General features: G+C 58.6%; 19 protein-coding genes. 10 read left to right on the forward strand and 9 right to left on the reverse strand.

The genetic code is table 11. From position 1 onward, the window contains the following. Window positions 1-20: 20 nt before the first annotated feature. The 7 genes from nikR to CWM52_RS04720 form a co-directional block, all read right to left on the reverse strand. Complete coding sequence (gene nikR / locus CWM52_RS04690; protein WP_100683022.1) at window positions 21-437, reverse strand: nickel-responsive transcriptional regulator NikR; 417 nt, start codon at window positions 435-437, stop codon at window positions 21-23. Further along, window positions 425-1216 carry a nickel import ATP-binding protein NikE gene (nikE, locus tag CWM52_RS04695; RefSeq protein WP_100683023.1) on the reverse strand — a complete coding sequence of 264 codons (792 nt, stop codon included), beginning with the start codon at window positions 1214-1216 and terminating at the stop codon, window positions 425-427. The genes nikR and nikE overlap by 13 nt, the downstream gene beginning before the upstream one ends. Next, window positions 1213-1977: a nickel import ATP-binding protein NikD gene (nikD, locus tag CWM52_RS04700; protein ID WP_100683024.1), complete on the reverse strand. Its 765-nt coding sequence runs from the start codon at window positions 1975-1977 to the stop codon at window positions 1213-1215. Before nikD ends, nikE begins: the two co-directional genes overlap by 4 nt. Beyond that, window positions 1977-2810, reverse strand: a complete 834-nt coding sequence (gene nikC / locus CWM52_RS04705) for a nickel ABC transporter permease subunit NikC (RefSeq protein ID WP_100683025.1) — start codon at window positions 2808-2810, stop codon at window positions 1977-1979. Before nikC ends, nikD begins: the two co-directional genes overlap by 1 nt. Next, a complete protein-coding gene (nikB, locus tag CWM52_RS04710; RefSeq protein ID WP_100683026.1) occupies window positions 2807-3751 on the reverse strand; it encodes a nickel ABC transporter permease subunit NikB in 945 nt (314 codons plus the stop codon). The genes nikC and nikB overlap by 4 nt, the downstream gene beginning before the upstream one ends. Beyond that, window positions 3751-5319, reverse strand: coding sequence for a nickel ABC transporter substrate-binding protein (gene nikA, locus CWM52_RS04715; protein WP_100683027.1), 1569 nt, complete (start codon window positions 5317-5319; stop codon window positions 3751-3753). Before nikA ends, nikB begins: the two co-directional genes overlap by 1 nt. Before the next feature lie 196 nt (window positions 5320-5515). Beyond that, on the reverse strand, window positions 5516-6376 hold the full coding sequence (locus tag CWM52_RS04720) for a LysR family transcriptional regulator (protein ID WP_100683028.1): 861 nt from the start codon (window positions 6374-6376) through the stop codon (window positions 5516-5518). Window positions 6377-6472: 96 nt separating this feature from the next. Between CWM52_RS04720 and CWM52_RS04725 the strand changes: the two genes are divergently transcribed. The 9 genes from CWM52_RS04725 (at window position 6473) to CWM52_RS04765 (ending at window position 16457) form a co-directional block, all read left to right on the forward strand. After that, window positions 6473-7000, forward strand: a complete 528-nt coding sequence (locus CWM52_RS04725; RefSeq protein WP_160704471.1) for a phenolic acid decarboxylase — start codon at window positions 6473-6475, stop codon at window positions 6998-7000. A gap of 353 nt (window positions 7001-7353) precedes the next feature. Further along, window positions 7354-8493, forward strand: coding sequence for a UDP-4-amino-4-deoxy-L-arabinose aminotransferase (gene arnB / locus CWM52_RS04730; RefSeq protein WP_100683030.1), 1140 nt, complete (start codon window positions 7354-7356; stop codon window positions 8491-8493). A 1-nt stretch (window position 8494) separates the two neighbouring features. Beyond that, entirely contained in the window at window positions 8495-9478 is a 984-nt protein-coding gene (gene arnC, locus CWM52_RS04735; protein ID WP_100683031.1) for an undecaprenyl-phosphate 4-deoxy-4-formamido-L-arabinose transferase, read from the forward strand. Then, window positions 9475-11460, forward strand: a complete 1986-nt coding sequence (gene arnA / locus CWM52_RS04740; RefSeq protein ID WP_100683032.1) for a bifunctional UDP-4-amino-4-deoxy-L-arabinose formyltransferase/UDP-glucuronic acid oxidase ArnA — start codon at window positions 9475-9477, stop codon at window positions 11458-11460. Before arnC ends, arnA begins: the two co-directional genes overlap by 4 nt. Further along, window positions 11457-12359, forward strand: a complete 903-nt coding sequence (gene arnD / locus CWM52_RS04745; RefSeq protein ID WP_100683033.1) for a 4-deoxy-4-formamido-L-arabinose-phosphoundecaprenol deformylase — start codon at window positions 11457-11459, stop codon at window positions 12357-12359. The genes arnA and arnD overlap by 4 nt, the downstream gene beginning before the upstream one ends. Beyond that, window positions 12356-14011: a lipid IV(A) 4-amino-4-deoxy-L-arabinosyltransferase gene (gene arnT / locus CWM52_RS04750; RefSeq protein WP_100683034.1), complete on the forward strand. Its 1656-nt coding sequence runs from the start codon at window positions 12356-12358 to the stop codon at window positions 14009-14011. The genes arnD and arnT overlap by 4 nt, the downstream gene beginning before the upstream one ends. Beyond that, window positions 14008-14346, forward strand: coding sequence for a 4-amino-4-deoxy-L-arabinose-phosphoundecaprenol flippase subunit ArnE (gene arnE, locus CWM52_RS04755; RefSeq protein ID WP_100683035.1), 339 nt, complete (start codon window positions 14008-14010; stop codon window positions 14344-14346). The genes arnT and arnE overlap by 4 nt, the downstream gene beginning before the upstream one ends. After that, complete coding sequence (arnF, locus tag CWM52_RS04760; protein ID WP_100683036.1) at window positions 14346-14729, forward strand: 4-amino-4-deoxy-L-arabinose-phosphoundecaprenol flippase subunit ArnF; 384 nt, start codon at window positions 14346-14348, stop codon at window positions 14727-14729. The genes arnE and arnF overlap by 1 nt, the downstream gene beginning before the upstream one ends. A 507-nt stretch (window positions 14730-15236) precedes the next feature. Further along, complete coding sequence (locus CWM52_RS04765; RefSeq protein WP_100683037.1) at window positions 15237-16457, forward strand: MFS transporter; 1221 nt, start codon at window positions 15237-15239, stop codon at window positions 16455-16457. Here CWM52_RS04765 and CWM52_RS04770 read toward each other — a convergent pair whose 3' ends face one another. Next, complete coding sequence (locus CWM52_RS04770; RefSeq protein ID WP_100683038.1) at window positions 16458-17015, reverse strand: DcrB family lipoprotein; 558 nt, start codon at window positions 17013-17015, stop codon at window positions 16458-16460. Window positions 17016-17088: 73 nt separating this feature from the next. Continuing rightward, the gene (locus CWM52_RS04775; RefSeq protein WP_100683039.1) at window positions 17089-17754 is read right to left on the reverse strand and encodes a 7-cyano-7-deazaguanine/7-aminomethyl-7-deazaguanine transporter; all 666 of its coding nucleotides are present in this window, start codon (window positions 17752-17754) and stop codon (window positions 17089-17091) included. A 212-nt stretch (window positions 17755-17966) separates the two neighbouring features. Here CWM52_RS04775 and tusA point away from each other — a divergent pair, with 212 nt between their 5' ends. Continuing rightward, on the forward strand, window positions 17967-18212 hold the full coding sequence (tusA, locus tag CWM52_RS04780; RefSeq protein ID WP_004868581.1) for a sulfurtransferase TusA: 246 nt from the start codon (window positions 17967-17969) through the stop codon (window positions 18210-18212). Window positions 18213-18474: the final 262 nt, after the last annotated feature.

An 18474-nucleotide genomic window follows, 5' to 3' on the forward strand; every position in this document is an offset into this window, starting at 1 on the left:
TTATCAGGCGGTATTGTGCTTCAGCGGTGCGTATGCTCATCTGAAGCCGTTAAGCAGTGCAAATGACCATGGCGTACGCCGCGCTGGGCAATCACCTCATCGGCAAAATGCTGCACCTCGCCCATCTCGCCTTTAAGGACGGCAATCTCCAGGCAGTCGTCGTGGCTGATATGCACGTGCAGCGTCGCAACGGACAGGTCATGGTGGTGATGCTGCGTGGCGATAAGCCGGCTTGCCAGCTCGCGCTTTTCATGTTCATAGACATAGGAAAGCACCGCGTAGCCGCGCTGTTCGGGCTGTTGCGCATGCTCATGCATCAACGTATTGCGCAAGATATCGCGCACCGCCTCCGAACGGTTGTGATAGCCGCGCCGGGCGCTCTGCGCGTCCAGGGTGGCCAGAAGATCGTCATCAAGAGTCAGGGTTACGCGCTGCATGGTCGTTTCTCTTTAGTAAGGGTAGGTGGAAAAGCGGGAAGGACCGCACGCTGGAGTGTCCGGCCCGCCATTGACTGCAGACGCAGCGGTGTGTTGACCGCGGTGGTTTCAACAATCTGCCCACTCTCCATCACCATCACCCGCTGACAAAAGCGCTCGACCAGCCGCAGGTCGTGCGTGATAAACAGGCAGGCGGTAGAAAACTGTACCTGCAGACGCTTTAGCAACGCAACGATCTCCGCCTGTAAAACGAGGTCAAGATTCGAGACGGCCTCATCGAGGATCAGTAACGGGGGATGCACAACCAGCGCCCGCGCCAGGCAAACGCGCTGTAGCTGCCCGCCGCTAAGCTGGTGCGGACGTGTGTCGAGCAGGAGAGGAGAAAGGTCCACCGCCTGCATCATCGCTTCGACCCGCGCCTGGCGCTCATCGCGCGCGAAGCGGAACAGATGGCGCAGCGGCTCGCTGATGATCTCATTCACCGTTTTGCGCGGGTTCACCGCGCTTTGAGCATCCTGGAAAACCAGCTGGATATCGCGACGAAACGCCCGCTGCGCGTCGCCTTTTAGCGTCTGAATCGGCGTCCCGCGCCAGGTTATCTCGCCGTTATCCGGTGTCTCAAGGCCGACCAGCATCCTCGCCAGGGTGCTTTTGCCGCAGCCGCTGCGTCCGAGCAGCGCCACCGTTTCACCCGCCCGGATGCTCAGGCTGACGTCGCGCAGCACGCCCGGCTGGTGCGGGTAATCGTGGCTGACGTCGGTCACGTTCAGTAGGCTCATTCTGCACACTCCATTCCGTACAGCGCCAGGTGTGCCGCCAGCAGCCGTTGACTCACCGGATGCCGGGGAGCGCTGAACAGGGTGTTGACGTCGCAATGCTCGACGATGCGCCCGTGGTCCATCACCGCGACTTCGTGCGCCAGTCGCGCCACTACGCCCATGTCGTGAGTGACCAGCAGCAGGCCCTGGCCGCGGCTGGAGACAATCTCTTCCAGCAGCTCCAGAATGCGCCCCTGCGCCACGGTATCGAGGTCGGTGGTGGGTTCATCGGCGAAGATAAACGGCGCCTTACTCAGCAGGGCGAGGGCGATCATCATGCGCTGCAACATTCCGCCGCTCATCTCGAAGGGATAGCGTTTCAGGAGCTGAGACGGGTTTTCCAGACCAACGGCGGCCATGGCGGCAATCAGCGCCGCATCATCCGCCGGCTGGCCGGCGGCGCGGCAGGTTTCTCGTGCATGGGTCGCCATCGTGTACAGCGGATTAAAGGCGCTGCGTGGATTTTGCATAATCGTGGCAACGGTGCCGCCGCGCAGCTGCTCGCCGTGCACCGGAATGCCGTCCAGCAGCAGATGCCCGGCGGTTTGCCGGACGCCGGGGGGCAGCACGCCAAGCGCGGCGGCGCAGGTCAGCGATTTCCCGCAACCGCTGCTGCCGAGCAGAGCCAGTACCTGCCCGCGACGTAAGGTTAACGACAGGTCCGTGACCAGCGGCTGACCGGCGCACAGCGTCAATTGTTCTAACTGGATCTTTTGCGGCATCAGTGGCTGTGCTCCGCGATCAGGTGAGGATCGAGACGATCGCGCAGCGCGTCGCCCACCAGGTTAAAGGCCATCACGCTGATAAACAGCGCCAGACCGGGCCACAGCATCTGTAGCGGCTGGGTCCAGATAAACTGCCGCGCATCGTTGATCATCACCCCCCATTCCGCCGTCGGCGCGCTGACGCCAAGGCCGAGGAACGACATCCCGGCGACGTGCAGCATCATATGACCGATATCGAGGGTGGCGAGAACCAGCAGCGAGGGCACCACCGCGCCGGCCAGGTGATCGAGGAAAAGCCGCCAGCGATTCGCTCCGCTCAGCCGTGCGGCGAGAATAAACTCGCGCTGGCGCAGGGAGACTACCAGGCTGCGAACCATGCGCGCGTACCAGGCCCAGTGAGACAACGCGATGGCGATAATGACGTTGGTCAACCCGGTTCCCAGCACGCCGACCATAAAAAACGACAGAATGGAGGTTGGAAAGGTCATAAACATGTCGGCCACTCGCATGATGAGCTGATCGACCCGCCCGCCCATGAGTCCGGCACAGCCGCCAACGAGAAGCCCCAGCGCCAGAACCAGCAGTAAACAGGCCATCACCGCTCCCAGCGACACCCGGGTCGCCGCCAGCAGACGGGAGAAAATATCGCGGCCCAGATGGTCGGTCCCCAGCCAGTACTGGCCGTCCGGCGACAGCAGACGGGAAGATAAATCAATGGCCTGCGGATCATACGGCAGCCACCACTGGCTGGTGAGCGCCACCAGCGTCAGCAGGACGATGATGACCAGCGCCGCGCGCACCGAACCGCGCGCTGAGAAGAAAAAGCTCATGAGTGCGCTCCTTCATGACGACGAATACGCGGGTCCAGCGCGGCGTTGAGCAGATCGACCGCCAGATTGCACAGGGCGAATACCACCACCATGATAAGCGTAAAGCATTGAATCACTGGATAATCGCGATTAAAGATCGCCGAGACGGCATAGCGGCCGATGCCCGGCCAGGCAAAGATATTTTCGATGATCATCGTCCCGCCGATCAGTTCGCCAATGTGCATGCCCACGGCGGTAATCATCGGTAGCGAGGCGTTGCGCAGAATGTGGCGACGTTCGATTTGCCTGGCATTCAGGCCGCGCAGGCGCGCCCAGGTGACATGGCGCTGTCCGGCCACGTCCAGCATGCTGGCGCGCAGAAGGCGGGCGTTAATCGCCAGCGACATAAACGCAATCGACACCGCCGGCAGGACGATATGCTGCCAGCCGCCGTAGCCGAGAGCGGGCAGCCACTGTAAATAGACCGAGAAGAACAGCACCAGTAAAAAGGCGAGCCAGAAGTTTGGCATCGACACGCCAAGAAAGGCGATGAGCCGCACGATGAAATCCGGCAAATGCTCGCGGTGGCGTGCGGCCCAGATACCCAGCGGTACGGAGGTCAGCAGAATCAGCACCAGCGCCGCGCCCGCCAGCTGCAGCGTCGCGGGCAGGAAGCGCAGCACATCGTCAAGCACCGGACGCTGGGTGGCAAATGATACGCCAAAATCGAGATGCAGCGCGCGCCATAGCCAGTGGCCATACTGGACGACGAGCGGCTGATCCAGCCCGAGCATCGTTCGCGTAGAGGCCACCATCTCCGGCGTCGGCGGCAGGTTTGACAGCCGCAGGTAGTCGAGCGCCGGGTCGCCGGTGCCGAGGCGAAGCATCAGGAAGATAATCACCGAGGCGGCAAAAATCATCGGAATCAGCAGCAGAATGCGCCGCAGCAGATAACGTTGCATCAGGGATTCACCGGCTGGATCTGTTCGAACGGAATTTCAGCGGTAACCGGCGCGTAAGGAATCGGCCCCAGGTCGGGTTTCGCCACCACCATCATCGAGATATAGCTGACGGGCAGATAGACCGCGTCGTTGTGCAGACGGGTCAGAATATCGCGATACAGCGCCTGACGTTGTGTTGCGTCGCTGGTGGTCAGTACCTGGCCAATCTCTTTATCGATCAGCGGTTTGTCTGCTAACCCTTGCTGGGCCTGATAATCGGCGTGCGAGGGGACGCGCATTGAGCTCATAAACGCGTGCGGGTCATATGGCGCCCCCCAGGTACGGTTAAAAATCATGCCAAAGCGGCCGTCGCGCTGGCGGGCGTAAATGCTGCTCTCCTCTTCACCGACCAGCGCCACGTCCACCCCGACCTGGCGCATATCCGCCTGGATTATCTCCGCCATCGACTTACTCAGGGCATCGGTGCCGATAAACGACAGTTCGATGTGCAGCGGCTGGCCGTTTTTCTCGCGAATCGCTTTGCCGGCAGGGCGGATCCAACCGGCTTTCTCCAGCAGGGCGTTGGCCTGCTGCGGGTCGTAGTGGCGTGGTTTGAGGCCAATATCGGCGTACGGCACGGAGGGGGCAAACAGCGTGTCGGCCACCTGTTGCGTACCGTACAGCGCATTGTCGATCAGCGATTTTTTATTCACCGCGTAATTCAGCGCTTCACGCACCGCCAGTTCGTTCGTGGGGGCTCTGGCGGAGTTCAGGGCCAGCATCACCGTTTCGACAGGCTGAGAGAGCTGGGTACGCCAGGCCGGGTTATGGCTGAAACGGGCAAAGGTATCCAGCGGCAGCAGGCCCTCGTTACCGTAAAGCAGATCGATCTCGCCGGTTTCAAAGGCGACGGCGCGGGTCATCGGGTCCGGGATCACTTTCACGGTCACCTGGCGGATTGCCGGTTTGTCGCCCCAGTAGCGGTCGTTGCGTACCAGCACATCATACTGGTTAAGTTTCGAGGTTTTCAGCACCCAGGGGCCGGTGCCGACCGGCGCTTTGATGCCGTGCTGCGTTCCCCCTTCAACAAACTGCGAAGGGGCGATAAAACGGAACGGGCGCGGCAGGGTCAGCTCCTGCAAGAAAGGGGAGTAGGCGCTTTTGAGCGTAATCTGCAGCTGCGTATCGCTGAGCGCCCGCACGTCGGTAATCTGATTGGTCAGCTCCAGCCAGGCATGGCGCTGTCGGTTAGCCAGTACCGCCTGGAAGTTGGCGACCGCGGCCTGCGCATTGAACGGCTCGCCGTTAGAAAACTGCACGTCGTTACGCAGAGTAAAGCGCCACACTTTCCCGTCCGCAGAGTGGCTCCAGTGGGTGGCCAGCCACGGTTTTACTGAGCCATCCGCCTGATACTTTACCAGCGGCTCATACACCATGCTTTGGGCAAACATCTGGTTGGGAGTATACAGGTGCGGGTTCAGCGGACCCACGTTCACCGGCCAGGCGGTAGTGATATCGTATGAAGCGGCGGCGGTCAGCAGAGGTGCGCAGGCGAGAAGCGCCAGCAGCGCGGTGCGGAAAATAGACAAGGTCTTTATCTCAACAGGACGGAAAGTATGATGATTTTAATAATTCATCATACTTCAGGCCTAACCTGGATCAATGTCAGACCGGAAAGTATAAGAATTTCATATATACACGTCGTCCTTCAGGTTGTCTGCGGGGTAGCCGGGTCGCGATAGCCTGAAGGATTCGTGTGCCCGCAGGCCCGCGCACGCGGGTGATTCACGGTGTCCTGAACAGCGCCAGCAGCGTTTCGAGCTGTTCATCGAGGGGAGCCAGATCGCGCTTGACGATCAGATGCAGCGGCGTGGCGCGTCGGGCGCCGTGGCTGAGCGGCAAGATTTTCAGCACACCCTGCTCCAGCCGGGAGCCGATGCGCTCTTCGGGAAGCCAGCCGAAGCCGACCTGATACAGCACGGCATCGATAGCGGCATCAATGGTGGAAAATGTCCACGCATCGCGGCCTGTCTGCGGGTCGTCGCTGCGATCGGCGATACGCACCAGCGGCCAGGGGGCCAGCGCGCTGTCGTCGAGAGGGCCGCTCAGCCTGGCAAGCGGATGGTCCCGGTGGGCAACGGCGACAAAATCAATGTTCATCAACCATTCGCCGCGTCCGCTAATATCCTGGCGGCGGGTAAGTACCATTACGTCGGCCTCGCTGCGGGCCTCCTGCTCATCTTTCATATTTTCGAGGACTTCGGTCAGCCTCACCTGAGTCTGCGGATGGCGCTGCTGAAACTGGCGCAGAATGGCAAACAGCCGTTGGCGGGGGAAAATACTATCCACAACCAGGTCCAGACGGGTTCGCGCGCCGTTGCGCAGGGTCGCCGCACGGGTTTCAACATATGAAAACGCTTGCAGGAGCGGTTTTACCTGGCTTAGCAGCAGCTCCCCGGCCGGGGTGAGTACCGCGCGGCGGCCTGCAGGGTGCAGCAACGCGACGCCCAGCCTTTCCTGCAGCAGGGCGAGGTTATAGCTCACCGAAGACTGGCTGCGATGGGTCTCTTCTGCCGCTTTGGCGAAGCTACCCAGCTCAATGACTTTTTCCAGCAAGGACCATTGTTCCAGCGTCGTTTTGTGCATTATTTATCGAAAAAGTGAATGAATTTCATCAAAACATAGCGTTATTCATTCATTTTTTAAAGCCGTATGCTGAGTCTCAACAGCAAAGGAGGAATCATTATGAGCACTTTTGATAAACATGATTTGCGTGGTTTTATCGGCAAACATCTGGTTTATACCTACGATAACGGCTGGAATTACGAAATTTACGTCAAAAACGGCAACACCCTGGATTACCGGATTCACAGCGGTATTGTCGGGAACCGCTGGGTGAAGGATCAGCAGGCCTGGATTGTGCGGGTAGGGGAGAGCATTTATAAAATTTCGTGGACGGAGCCGACCGGTACCGACGTGAGTCTGATTGTGAACCTGGGCGATAAGCTGTTCCATGGCACCATCTTTTTCCCCCGCTGGGTGATCAACAACCCGGAAAAAACCGTCTGCTTCCAGAACGAACACATCCCGCTGATGGTTTCTTATCGTGAAGCCGGACCGGCTTACCCGACGGAAGTGATTGACGAGTTCGCCACGATCACCTTCATACGCGATTGCGGTGCAGATAATAACAGCGTCATTAATTGCCCTGCTAATCAATTAGCGACTGACTTTCCTGCAAATTTGTCATCTTCCGGAAATGATTTGTGATCTAAGGTAGGTTTTTAAAATTCTGTTTGTTGTTTAACTGTTTAATGTTTGTTTACTTTACTGCACCGCGCTCCTGTTTTGCCCATAAACGGGGGCCATTTTCCCGCTTTACCCCTGCCTCATTTCCTGCAAATTTCCTTTAAAAACAATTTATTATTTTCTTCCTGGTAAATTATATTAATTTCTTAAGATTATCCTAAGCAACTCCGTCTAAATTTAATAACGTCAAATACCCTGGAATGAAAAGTGGCATTGAAGAGATTCCATTTTCATTTTGTTTAAGTCCGCTGGCGCAGGATATTTTTTCTATCGACCCGTAACCCTGAAAGGGTCATATACAGAACAGGAAAATGATGAGCGAATTTTTGCCGTTTTCGCGCCCGTCGATGGGCGACGCAGAGCTGGCTGCGCTGCGTGAAGTTTTGCAATCGGGCTGGATTACTACCGGACCGAAAAACCAGGCGTTGGAAGAGGCATTCTGCACGCTGACCGGCAACCGTCACGCCGTGGCGGTGAGTTCGGCGACCGGCGGCATGCACGTTACGCTGATGGCGCTGGGCATTGGCCCTGGCGATGAAGTCATCACGCCCTCCCAGACCTGGGTTTCCACGCTGAACATGATCTGTCTGCTGGGCGCGACACCGGTGATGATCGATGTCGATCGCGACAATCTGATGATTACCGCCGAGGCGGTTGAAGCGGCGATTACCCCCAACACCAAAGCGATTATTCCCGTGCACTACGCGGGCGCGCCTGCGGATATCGACGCGATTCGCGCCGTGGCGGAACGTCACGGTATCCCGGTGATTGAAGATGCCGCGCATGCGGCGGGGACCTATTACAAGGGCAAACACGTGGGCGGACGCGGCTGCGCGATCTTCTCTTTCCACGCCATTAAAAATATGACCTGCGCCGAAGGCGGACTGATCGTCACCGATGACGATGCGCTGGCATCGCGCATACGTAGCCTGAAATTCCACGGCCTTGGCGTCGATGCCTATGACCGCCAGACGCATGGTCGGGCGCCGCAGGCGGAGGTGATTTCGCCGGGCTTCAAATACAATCTGGCTGATATTAACGCCGCGCTGGCGCTGGTGCAGCTGGATAAACTGGCCCATGCCAACCAGCGTCGGAGCGAGATTGCCCAGCGCTATCTGCGCGAACTGGCGGATACGCCGTTTAAGCCGTTGGCGATACCGGAGTGGCAACACCAGCACGCCTGGCACCTGTTTATTATCCGCGTGGATGAAGCCACCTGCGGGATCAGCCGCGATGCGTTAATGGAAAAACTGAAAGCCATGGGCATCGGCACCGGCCTGCACTTCCGCGCGGCGCACACGCAAAAATACTACCGCGAGCGTTTCCCGACGCTTTCCTTACCGAATACGGAATGGAACAGCGCACGTATCTGTTCACTCCCTTTGTTCCCGGATATGACCGACGATGACGTCACTCGGGTCATTTCTGCGCTGCACCAGCTGTCAGGATGTTGATATGTTTACTTACTCTCCCGTGAAAAAGGTCTCGGTCGTTATTCCGGTTTATAACGAACAGGAGAGCCTGCCCGAGCTGATTCGCCGTACGGATACCGCCTGCGCGACGCTGGGTCGCCAGTATGAAATTCTGCTGGTCGACGATGGCAGCAGCGATGATTCTGCCCGCATGTTGACTGAGGCTGCAGAAGCCGAAGGCAGCCATGTGGTCGCGGTGTTGCTTAACCGCAACTATGGCCAGCACTCGGCCATTATGGCGGGCTTCAGCCATGTGACCGGCGATCTGATTATTACCCTTGATGCCGACCTGCAAAACCCGCCGGAAGAGATTCCGCGCCTGGTGGCGAAGGCGGACGAAGGCTACGACGTGGTTGGTACCGTGCGGCAGAACCGCCAGGACACCGTATTTCGCAAAAGCGCGTCGAAGATGATCAACCGTCTGATTCAGCGCACCACCGGTAAAGCGATGGGAGACTACGGCTGCATGCTGCGCGCCTATCGTCGCCACATCATCGACGCGATGCTCAATTGCCATGAGCGCAGCACGTTCATCCCGATTCTGGCGAATACCTTCGCGCGGCGGGCGGTTGAAATCCCGGTGATGCACGCGGAGCGTGAATTTGGCGATTCCAAATACAGCTTTATGCGCCTGATTAATCTGATGTACGACCTGGTGACCTGTTTGACCACCACGCCGCTGCGTCTGCTTAGCGTCTTTGGCAGCGTGATTGCCCTGCTGGGCTTTACTTTTGCCTTCCTGCTGGTGTTCCTGCGCCTGGTATTTGGCCCGCAGTGGGCGGCGGAAGGGGTATTCATGCTGTTTGCCGTGCTGTTCATGTTCATCGGTGCACAGTTTGTCGGCATGGGGCTGCTCGGGGAGTATATCGGACGCATCTATAACGATGTCCGCGCCCGTCCCCGCTACTTTATTCAACGTGTTGTACGTCAGCCGGAAACGGCGTCTCAAGAGGAAGATCGTTCATGAAAGCTGTAGTCTTCGCTTATCACGATATGGGTTGTGCCGGCATTCAGTCTCTGCTGGATTCCGGGTATGAAATCGCCGCTATTTTCACCCATCCGGATAACCCTGGCGAAAACCATTTCTTTGGCTCGGTTGCGCGTATTGCTGCGGAACAAGGTATCCCGGTGTGGGCACCAGAAGATGTTAACCACCCGCTGTGGATCGAACGCATCCGCGACATGAAGCCGGACGTCCTGTTCTCTTTCTACTATCGCAACATGCTGGGCGACGATATCCTCAGCCTGGCGCCAAAAGGCGGCTTTAATCTGCACGGTTCTCTGCTGCCGAAATATCGCGGCCGCGCGCCGCTGAACTGGGTGCTGGTCAACGGTGAAACGGAAACCGGCGTGACCCTGCATCGCATGGTCAGCCGTGCGGATGCCGGCGCTATCGTGGCGCAGCAGACGGTTGCTATCGACGCTGATGATGCCGCGCTGACCCTGCATCGCAAGCTGTGCGCCGCGGCGTCAGAGCTGCTGAGTCAGGCTCTGCCGGCGATTCGTGAAGGGAAAACCCAGCAGTGTGCCCAGGATGAAAGCCAGGCCACCTACGTTGGTCGCCGCACGCCGGAAGATGGCCGTCTCGACTGGGAAAAACCGGCGCTGACGCTGCATAACCTGGTTCGCGCGGTGTCCGATCCGTGGCCGGGGGCGTTTGGCTATGCCGGCGCGAATAAATTTATCGTCTGGAAATCCCGCGTGCGTCAGGACCTGGCCGCGGCGAAGCCGGGAACGGTCATTTCCACCTCTCCGCTGGTGGTCGCTTGTCAGGATGGCGCGCTGGAGATAGTCACCGGTCAAACCGAGCGCGGCGTTTACATGCAGGGTACGCAGCTGGCGCAGGCGCTGGGGCTGGTATCCGGCGCGGTAATAAGCAGCAAACCGGTTGTGGCGATTAAACGCCGTACCCGCGTGCTGATCCTTGGCGTCAACGGTTTTATCGGTAACCACCTGACCGAGCGTCTGCTCGCCGACGACAACTACGAAATCTACGGTCTGGATATCGGGTCGGACGCGATCGGTCGTTTCCTCGGCAACCCGCGCTTCCACTTCGTTGAAGGCGATATCAGCATTCACTCCGAGTGGATCGAATACCACATTAAGAAATGCGACGTGGTACTGCCGCTGGTGGCCATCGCGACGCCAATCGAATATACCCGCAATCCGCTGCGCGTGTTCGAGCTCGACTTCGAAGAGAACCTGAAGATCATCCGTGACTGCGTGAAATACGATAAGCGCATTATCTTCCCGTCGACCTCCGAAGTGTACGGCATGTGCACCGACAACAACTTTGACGAAGACACCTCAAACCTGGTGGTCGGCCCGATCAACAAACAGCGCTGGATTTACTCGGTATCGAAGCAGCTGCTCGACCGCGTTATCTGGGCCTACGGCGACAAGTCCGGCCTGCGCTTCACCCTGTTCCGTCCGTTCAACTGGATGGGACCGCGTCTGGATAACCTGAATGCCGCGCGTATCGGCAGCTCCCGGGCGATTACCCAACTGATCCTGAATTTGGTTGAAGGTTCGCCGATCAAACTGATTGAAGGCGGTAAACAAAAACGCTGCTTCACCGATATTAGCGACGGTATCGAAGCGCTGTTCCGCATTATCGAGAACAAAGATGGCCGCTGCGACGGGCAGATTATCAACATCGGTAACCCGGAAAACGAAGCCAGCATCAAAGAGCTGGCGGAGATGCTGCTGGCGTGCTTCGAGCGTCACCCGCTGCGCAACAACTTCCCGCCGTTCGCCGGTTTCCGCGATGTCGAGAGCAGCGATTACTACGGTAAAGGCTACCAGGATGTGGAACATCGTAAGCCGAGCATTCGTAACGCGAAGCGCTGCCTGAACTGGACGCCGACGGTGCCGATGGAAGAAACCGTGGAGCATACGCTCGACTTCTTCCTGCGCACGGTTGAGCTGGCGGACGACAAGACATCATGAAACAGGTCGGCTTACGCATAGATGTCGATACCTTTCGCGGTACCCGGGACGGGGTACCGCGCCTGCTGAGTCTGCTGGGCCAGCACGGGGTTCAGGCAAGCTTCTTCTTCAGCGTTGGGCCGGACAATATGGGGCGCCATTTATGGCGCCTGATAAAACCGAAGTTTCTGTGGAAGATGCTGCGTTCAAACGCCGCTTCGCTGTACGGCTGGGATATTTTGCTGGCCGGCACCGCCTGGCCTGGGCGACGGATTGGCGCGGGTAATGAAGAGGTTATCCGTGCGACGGCGCAGACGCATGAAGTAGGTCTGCATGCCTGGGATCATTACAGCTGGCAGGCATGGAGCGGCGTCTGGCCACAGGAGCGGCTGACGCTGGAGGTCGAACGCGGCCTGCTCGAGCTGGAGCGGATCATCGGCCGGTCGGTCACCTGTTCCGCCGTGGCGGGCTGGCGCGCGGATCAGCGGGTGGTTAAAGCCAAAGAGTCCTTCAATTTCCTCTACAACAGCGACTGTCGTGGCTCGCGCCCCTTCCTGCCATTGTTGGGCGACAAGATGACGGGTACGGTGCAGATCCCCGTTACGCTGCCTACCTGGGATGAAGTGGTCGGCAGTAGCGTCGATGCCGGGGGCTTCAATCGCTATCTGCTGGATTGCATTCACCGGGATAGCGGTACGCCGGTCTACACCATTCATGCTGAAGTGGAAGGGATTGCCTTCGCCCAGCAGTTTGATCAACTGCTGACGATGGCGGCACAGGAAGAAATCCAGTTTTGCCCGTTGAGCCAACTGCTGCCCGCAGATTTTAGCGAGCTGCCGCTGGGTAAAGTGGTTCGCGGTGAATTGGCTGGCCGGGAAGGCTGGCTTGGGCGTGAACAATTATTGAGTCAGGACGTATGAAAAGCATTCGTTATAGCGCCTCTTTAGTGGTGTTATTTGCGCTGTATTACCTACTGCCGTTGAATTTTCGCCTGCTCTGGCAGCCTGATGAAACGCGCTATGCGGAGATCAGCCGCGAGATGCTGGCGTCCGGTGACTGGGTGGTGCCGCATTTTCTTGGGCTGCGCTATTTTGAAAAACCGATTGCCGGATACTGGATTAACAGCATCGGGCAGTGGTTGTTTGGTCACAATAACTTTGCCGTGCGCTTTGGCTCGGTCTTCTCCATCAGCGTCACCGCGCTGCTGATTGCGTGGCTGGCATGGCGAATCTGGCAGGACAAACGGGTGGCGATTCTGTCCGCCGTGATCTTCCTGACCGCTCTGCTGGTCTACAGTATTGGCACCTATGCGGTGCTGGATCCGATGATCACCCTGTGGATGGCGCTGGCGATGTGCAGTTTCTGGGGCGCCGCTCAGGCGCAGAGCCGAAGCGGTAAAATCATCGGCTACGCGCTGCTGGGGGCGGCCTGCGGCATGGGCGTCATGACCAAAGGCTTCCTGGCGCTGGCGGTGCCAGTTATCGGGGTTCTGCCGTGGGTGATTGCCCGCAAACGCTGGCGTGAAGTGCTGACCTACGGCTGGCTGGCAGTGGGCGTCTGCGTCCTGGTGGTCCTGCCCTGGGGCCTGGCTATCGCCAAACGCGAACCGGACTTCTGGCGCTACTTCTTCTGGGTGGAGCATATTCAACGCTTTGCCGAGAAAGATGCCCAGCACAAGGCGCCGTTCTGGTATTACATCCCGTTCCTGATCGCCGGAAGTCTGCCGTGGCTGGCGCTGCTGCCCGGAGCGCTGAAGCGCGGCTGGAGCGAGCGCGATGACGCGCGCGGCGCGCTGTATCTGCTGGGCTGGGTGGCGATGCCGTTCCTGTTTTTCAGCATCGCCAAAGGGAAACTGCCGACCTACATTCTGCCGTGCTTCGGGCCGCTGTCGATTCTGATGGCTCGCTATGCGCTGGATGCGGCGAAGGCGGGAGCGAAGGCGCTGCGCATTAACGGCCTTATCAACCTCATCTTTGGTCTGGTTGGTCTGATCGCCGTGCTGGTGGTGTCGCCGTGGGGCGTGATGCATAAACCGGTCTGGACGCAGATTGAGCTGTATAAATGTCTGCTGGCGGCGATTGCGTTTGCCGTCTGGGCGCTGATGGGCTGGCTGGCGATGAAAGATAACGGTCGGCGCTGGACATTAGCCGCCTGCTGCCCCCTGGGGCTGGCGCTGCTGGTTGGCTTTGCCATTCCTGACCGGGTGATCGATAGCAAGCAGCCGCAGTTCATGGTGGATATTATTAGTGAATCGCTGGCGCCAAGCCGCTATGTGCTGAGCAACAACGTCGGCATTGCCGCCGGTCTGGCGTGGGAACTCAAGCGTAACGATATCATCATGTATGATAAGCAGGGTGAACTGCAATACGGTTTAGACTGGCCGGATGCGAAGAGTCGCTTTGTGAGCCAGGGTGAGTTTGCCGGCTGGCTGGCAGCGCATCGCCAGGAAGGACCGATATCGCTGGTGCTGCTGATGGACAAAGGAGAAAACATGGCCGATTTACCCCTACCGAAACCTGACAACACCTATGTGTTAGAGCGGGTTGTGTTTCTCCAGTATCTGCCGCAATGAGTACCTGGATCTGCCTGGCGCTGGCGAGCCTGTTAAGCTGCGTCGGGCAGTTGTGCCAGAAACAGGCGACGCGCCCGTCTAAGTCACGGCGGCGCGGTCGCCATATTCTCGGCTGGCTGGGCCTTGCGCTACTGGCGCTTGGCGGCGGTATGCTGCTGTGGTTGAGCGTGCTGCAATCCATTCCGGTGAGCGTCGCCTATCCGATGCTGAGTCTCAATTTTGTCTGGGTGACGTTAGCGGCCTGGGGGATCTGGCGCGAGCCGGTGGCCCGGCGGCACTGGGTTGGCGTAGGGCTGATTGTGGTCGGCATCGTGGTGCTCGGGAGTAGCGTCTGATGGGGTTAATCTGGGCGTTATTCAGCGTCGGGCTGGTCAGCGCCGCACAGCTTCTGCTGCGCGGGGCGATGGTCGAGCTGCCGCCGCTGAGTGACCTGTTCGCGTTTCTGAATCATCTTTTACATCTGCGGGCCGGAACTCCCGGCCTGGTGCTGGGGCTGAGCGGCTATCTGCTGTCGATGGTCTGTTGGTACTTTGCGCTGCACCAGCTGCCGCTGGCCAAAGCCTACGCCCTGCTCAGCCTGAGCTACATTCTGGTCTGGGCCGCCGCCATCTGGCTGCCCGGCTGGCATGAACCGTTCCACTGGCGTTCCCTGCTGGGCGTGCTGATTATCATCGCTGGCGTGCTGACTATCTTCTGGCCGGCGAAGCGCAAAACCTGAGTCAGCGAATCCCGTCGGCCCGAATGCTCTGCTTCCACCTCCGCATGTTCCCCGAGACGGAATACGGCGGTAGCCAGCCTGCGCCAGTTGGTTGTGGCGAATCATGCCGATTCGATATATCAGGATCAGCGCGGAATACTGATTGATATATTATCCTGCCAAAAGCGGAGGGATTACCGGTAAAAATTCGCCGTCAATCTGGTGGGCCTCTCCCATAATGTAATCCGGCCCTCCGCACCGTGGGGCCGGGTGGCAAGTTGAGCGCAGGGGCAAAGTAGCCTTCCCAGACCATTTGCAGGCCCATCCAGGGTTCCGGTGCCGGCGCATGATCAAAATAGCTTTTCAACGAAGAGATCGGGAGGCGGTTGCCAGACACGGCCGCGAATTTGCTGACAGATAAATATCGCCTCCGGCGAGTCGAACAGCGTGATTTTTGTCGCGGCAGGCTGCTTTTGCGCAGACGACGTGGTAATAGTGAAACACTGTTGTCAAAGTCTGGTGGACCCCATGCCCGAACCCGTTGACGAACCGGCGCTCAATGGACTGCGCCTTAATCTGCGGATTGTCTCCGTGGTGATGTTTAATTTTGCCAGCTACCTGACAATTGGCCTGCCGTTGGCCGTTCTGCCGGGTTATGTCCATGACGTGATGGGATTCAGCGCGTTCTGGGCCGGCCTGGTCATTAGCCTGCAGTATTTTGCCACGCTCCTCAGTCGCCCTCATGCCGGACGCTACGCCGATCTCCTTGGGCCGAAAAAGATCGTAATCTTCGGGCTGTGCGGCTGTTTTCTCAGCGGGTTGAGCTATCTGCTGGCGGCCGCCGGAAGCGGCTGGCCGATCCTTAGCCTGGCTCTGTTGTGCCTTGGCCGCGTGATTCTCGGCATCGGGCAAAGCTTTGCCGGCACCGGTTCAACGCTATGGGGCGTGGGCGTGGTGGGGTCGCTGCATATCGGGCGGGTGATTTCGTGGAACGGCATCGTGACTTACGGGGCGATGGCGATGGGGGCGCCGCTTGGCGTGCTCTGCTATTCCCTTGTCGGGTTATCGGGGCTGGCGTGGGCGATTATGGCCGTGGCGCTGGTCGCTATTCTGTGCGCGTTGCCGAGGGCGGCGGTTAAGGCGACGAAGGGCAAAGCGATGACGTTTCGCGCCGTGCTGGGCCGGGTCTGGCTGTATGGGATGGCGCTGGCATTGGCGTCCGCCGGGTTTGGCACCATCGCGACGTTTATTACCCTGTTTTATGACGCCAAAGGCTGGGATGGCGCGGCGTTCGCGCTGACGCTATTCAGCTGCGCGTTTGTTGGCGCGCGTCTGCTGTTCCCCAACGGCATTCATCGGCTGGGGGGACTGAATGTCGCTATGCTGTGCTTTAGCGTTGAGATTGTCGGGCTTCTGCTGGTGGGGCTGGCTGAGACTTCGTCGATCGCCAAAGTCGGCACCTTCTTCGCTGGCGCCGGTTTTTCCCTGGTCTTCCCTGCGCTGGGGGTGGTGGCGGTGAAGGCGGTGCCGCAGCAGAATCAGGGCTCGGCGCTGGCGACCTATACGGTATTTATGGATCTGTCTTTAGGCATTACCGGTCCGCTGGCCGGGCTGCTGATGGCGTGGGCCGGGATTTCGACGATTTATCTGGCGGCGGCGGGACTGGTGGCGGTGGCGCTGCTGCTGTGCTGGCGGTTAAAAAAACGGCCCCCGGTTGTTGCGCCGGAGGCCGCAGCGTCAGCCCAGTAGTTACTGGATGACGAGGGTGTTGATGATGCTTTCAGCTGCGCTTTGCGCCTGCTGCTGATTGTCTGCCGGCAGCGTGATCTGCAGGGTCAGCAGCTTATCGTCAACCTTGCCGAGAATGACGGAAGACCACGCGGTCTGGCCCTTGGCGGAGATGATGCTGTCCAGCTGCTGCAGCGTGTGGCCTTTGATATCAATCGATTTATTGGTGACAACCTGCAGCTGCGGATCGCGGCTGCGCTGCTGATCTTCCAGGCGTTGAGCCAGCACGCTCAATTCTTCATTGGTGTTGTCGCCAACAATCACGATCACCGCTTTCTGCCCGGTGGCGTCGGAATAGACGTGCATGTTGTTGGCCTGGGTACCCAGCTTGCCGCTCTGGTCGGTCATTCCTGCAGGCAGGGAGAAACTCAGCTTACCGTCCAGCAGGCTGATATTCTGTCCGCTGGCGTTGCTTTCCGCAGCGGCCCCGGCAGTCGGCGTTTTTGTATCGCTGTTATCACAGGCAGCAAGCCCTATCACCAGCAGGCCAATACCGACATATTTAACCAAATTGCGCATTGACATCTTCCTTTCGATAAACGGCCATTAACGGCTCATTCGCTTATCTTATCACATCAATCTGCGAGTACTCTTAACCTGGCTGCAATGCGGATAAATCAGATTTATCTGCCAGTTTTTTCAGCAGCATATTCAACAACATGCCATACATTGGCAGAAAGAAAGCAATGCTAATCAGTACCTTAAAGCTGTAGTCGACAATGGCGATTTCGCCCCAGTTCGCCGCCATAAACGGGTCCGGACTCCGCCAGAAAGCGATAAAGAAAAAGGCCAGGGTATCGCTGACGTTGCCGAACAGGGTCGAGGCGGTCGGCGCCAGCCACCAGCGGCGGTTTTGACGCAGGCGGTTAAAGACGTGGACATCGAGGATCTGACCCAGCGCGTAGGCCATGAAACTGGCGGCGGCGATACGGGCGACGAACAGGTTAAAGTGGGTCAGCGCGGCAAAGCCTTGCCACTCGCCCATATAAAACAGGGACGAGATGCCGTAGGAGATCAGCAGCGCCGGGACCATCACCGCCAGGATAATGCGTCGTGCCAACGGCGCGCCGAAAATCCGCACCGTCAGATCGGTGGCGAGGAAGATAAACGGAAAGCTGAACGCGCCCCACGTGGTATGAAAACCAAAAATGGAGATCGGTAGCTGCACCAGATAGTTGCTGGAGGTGATCACCAGCAAATGGAAAAGAGAAAGCCAGACCAGCGCTTTTTGACGCTGTGACGTTGTAAATGGACTCATATTATGACCTTTTTAGTGATTGGGGTGAGGGAACCCAATAAATCAATACTCGCGCTGTGTCATTGCCAATACGCGAGTACCAGTTTGAAGCGGCAGAATGATACTGCGTTGAGCGGGTATTGCAATGGTTGTTTTTCACGCAAACGTTAACCTGACTTGCGTAGCGCAAAAGTGGGGGTAAACTAGGGCCGTTTTGTTGATGTGAGATGAAAATGACCGAACTTTTCTCCAGCCCTGACCACACTCTGGACGCTCAGGGCCTGCGTTGTCCGGAGCCGGTAATGATGGTGCGTAAGACCGTACGTACCATGCCGGTGGGTGAAACGCTGCTGATTATCGCCGACGATCCGGCGACAACCCGCGATATTCCGGGTTTTTGCCGCTTTATGGAGCATGAGCTGCTGGCGCAAGAAACCGCGGCGCTGCCCTACCGCTATCTGATTCGTAAAAGCCATTAAGCACGGGTTTGCGTGCCGCACTGCCTCTCCCGGAGGCGGGGCTGCGCCCCTTGTCCGGTCTACCCATGCCAGAGACCACACGCTCCCGTAGCTCCGGTAAGCAACGCGCCACCGGGGGATAAACGGAGCGATTGCCGCAGGCCGTCTTCCCGGAGGCGGGGCTGGGCCCCTGTCCGGGCTACCCATGCCAGACCACACGCTCCTGTAGCCCCGGTAAGCAACGCGCCACCGGGGGATAAACGGAGCGATTGCCGCAGGCCGT

The sequence above is a fragment of the Raoultella sp. T31 genome, assembly GCF_002806725.1.
GTDB classification, from domain to species: domain Bacteria; phylum Pseudomonadota; class Gammaproteobacteria; order Enterobacterales; family Enterobacteriaceae; genus Klebsiella; species Klebsiella electrica.

What these genes read in the sequence shown, in the direction of transcription:
- CWM52_RS04770 (WP_100683038.1), bottom strand. Translation starts at nt 17,015, where the DNA reads ATGCGCAATTTGGTTAAATATGTCGGTATTGGCCTGCTGGTGATAGGG.
- nikE (WP_100683023.1), bottom strand. Translation starts at nt 1,216, where the DNA reads ATGAGCCTACTGAACGTGACCGACGTCAGCCACGATTACCCGCACCAG.
- arnE (WP_100683035.1), top strand. Translation starts at nt 14,008, where the DNA reads ATGAGTACCTGGATCTGCCTGGCGCTGGCGAGCCTGTTAAGCTGCGTC.
- nikC (WP_100683025.1), bottom strand. Translation starts at nt 2,810, where the DNA reads ATGAGCTTTTTCTTCTCAGCGCGCGGTTCGGTGCGCGCGGCGCTGGTC.
- arnD (WP_100683033.1), top strand. Translation starts at nt 11,457, where the DNA reads ATGAAACAGGTCGGCTTACGCATAGATGTCGATACCTTTCGCGGTACC.
- nikB (WP_100683026.1), bottom strand. Translation starts at nt 3,751, where the DNA reads ATGCAACGTTATCTGCTGCGGCGCATTCTGCTGCTGATTCCGATGATT.
- CWM52_RS04720 (WP_100683028.1), bottom strand. Translation starts at nt 6,376, where the DNA reads ATGCACAAAACGACGCTGGAACAATGGTCCTTGCTGGAAAAAGTCATT.
- CWM52_RS04765 (WP_100683037.1), top strand. Translation starts at nt 15,237, where the DNA reads ATGCCCGAACCCGTTGACGAACCGGCGCTCAATGGACTGCGCCTTAAT.
- arnC (WP_100683031.1), top strand. Translation starts at nt 8,495, where the DNA reads ATGTTTACTTACTCTCCCGTGAAAAAGGTCTCGGTCGTTATTCCGGTT.
- tusA (WP_004868581.1), top strand. Translation starts at nt 17,967, where the DNA reads ATGACCGAACTTTTCTCCAGCCCTGACCACACTCTGGACGCTCAGGGC.
- arnT (WP_100683034.1), top strand. Translation starts at nt 12,356, where the DNA reads ATGAAAAGCATTCGTTATAGCGCCTCTTTAGTGGTGTTATTTGCGCTG.
- nikR (WP_100683022.1), bottom strand. Translation starts at nt 437, where the DNA reads ATGCAGCGCGTAACCCTGACTCTTGATGACGATCTTCTGGCCACCCTG.
- nikD (WP_100683024.1), bottom strand. Translation starts at nt 1,977, where the DNA reads ATGCCGCAAAAGATCCAGTTAGAACAATTGACGCTGTGCGCCGGTCAG.
- CWM52_RS04775 (WP_100683039.1), bottom strand. Translation starts at nt 17,754, where the DNA reads ATGAGTCCATTTACAACGTCACAGCGTCAAAAAGCGCTGGTCTGGCTT.
- arnA (WP_100683032.1), top strand. Translation starts at nt 9,475, where the DNA reads ATGAAAGCTGTAGTCTTCGCTTATCACGATATGGGTTGTGCCGGCATT.
- arnB (WP_100683030.1), top strand. Translation starts at nt 7,354, where the DNA reads ATGAGCGAATTTTTGCCGTTTTCGCGCCCGTCGATGGGCGACGCAGAG.
- arnF (WP_100683036.1), top strand. Translation starts at nt 14,346, where the DNA reads ATGGGGTTAATCTGGGCGTTATTCAGCGTCGGGCTGGTCAGCGCCGCA.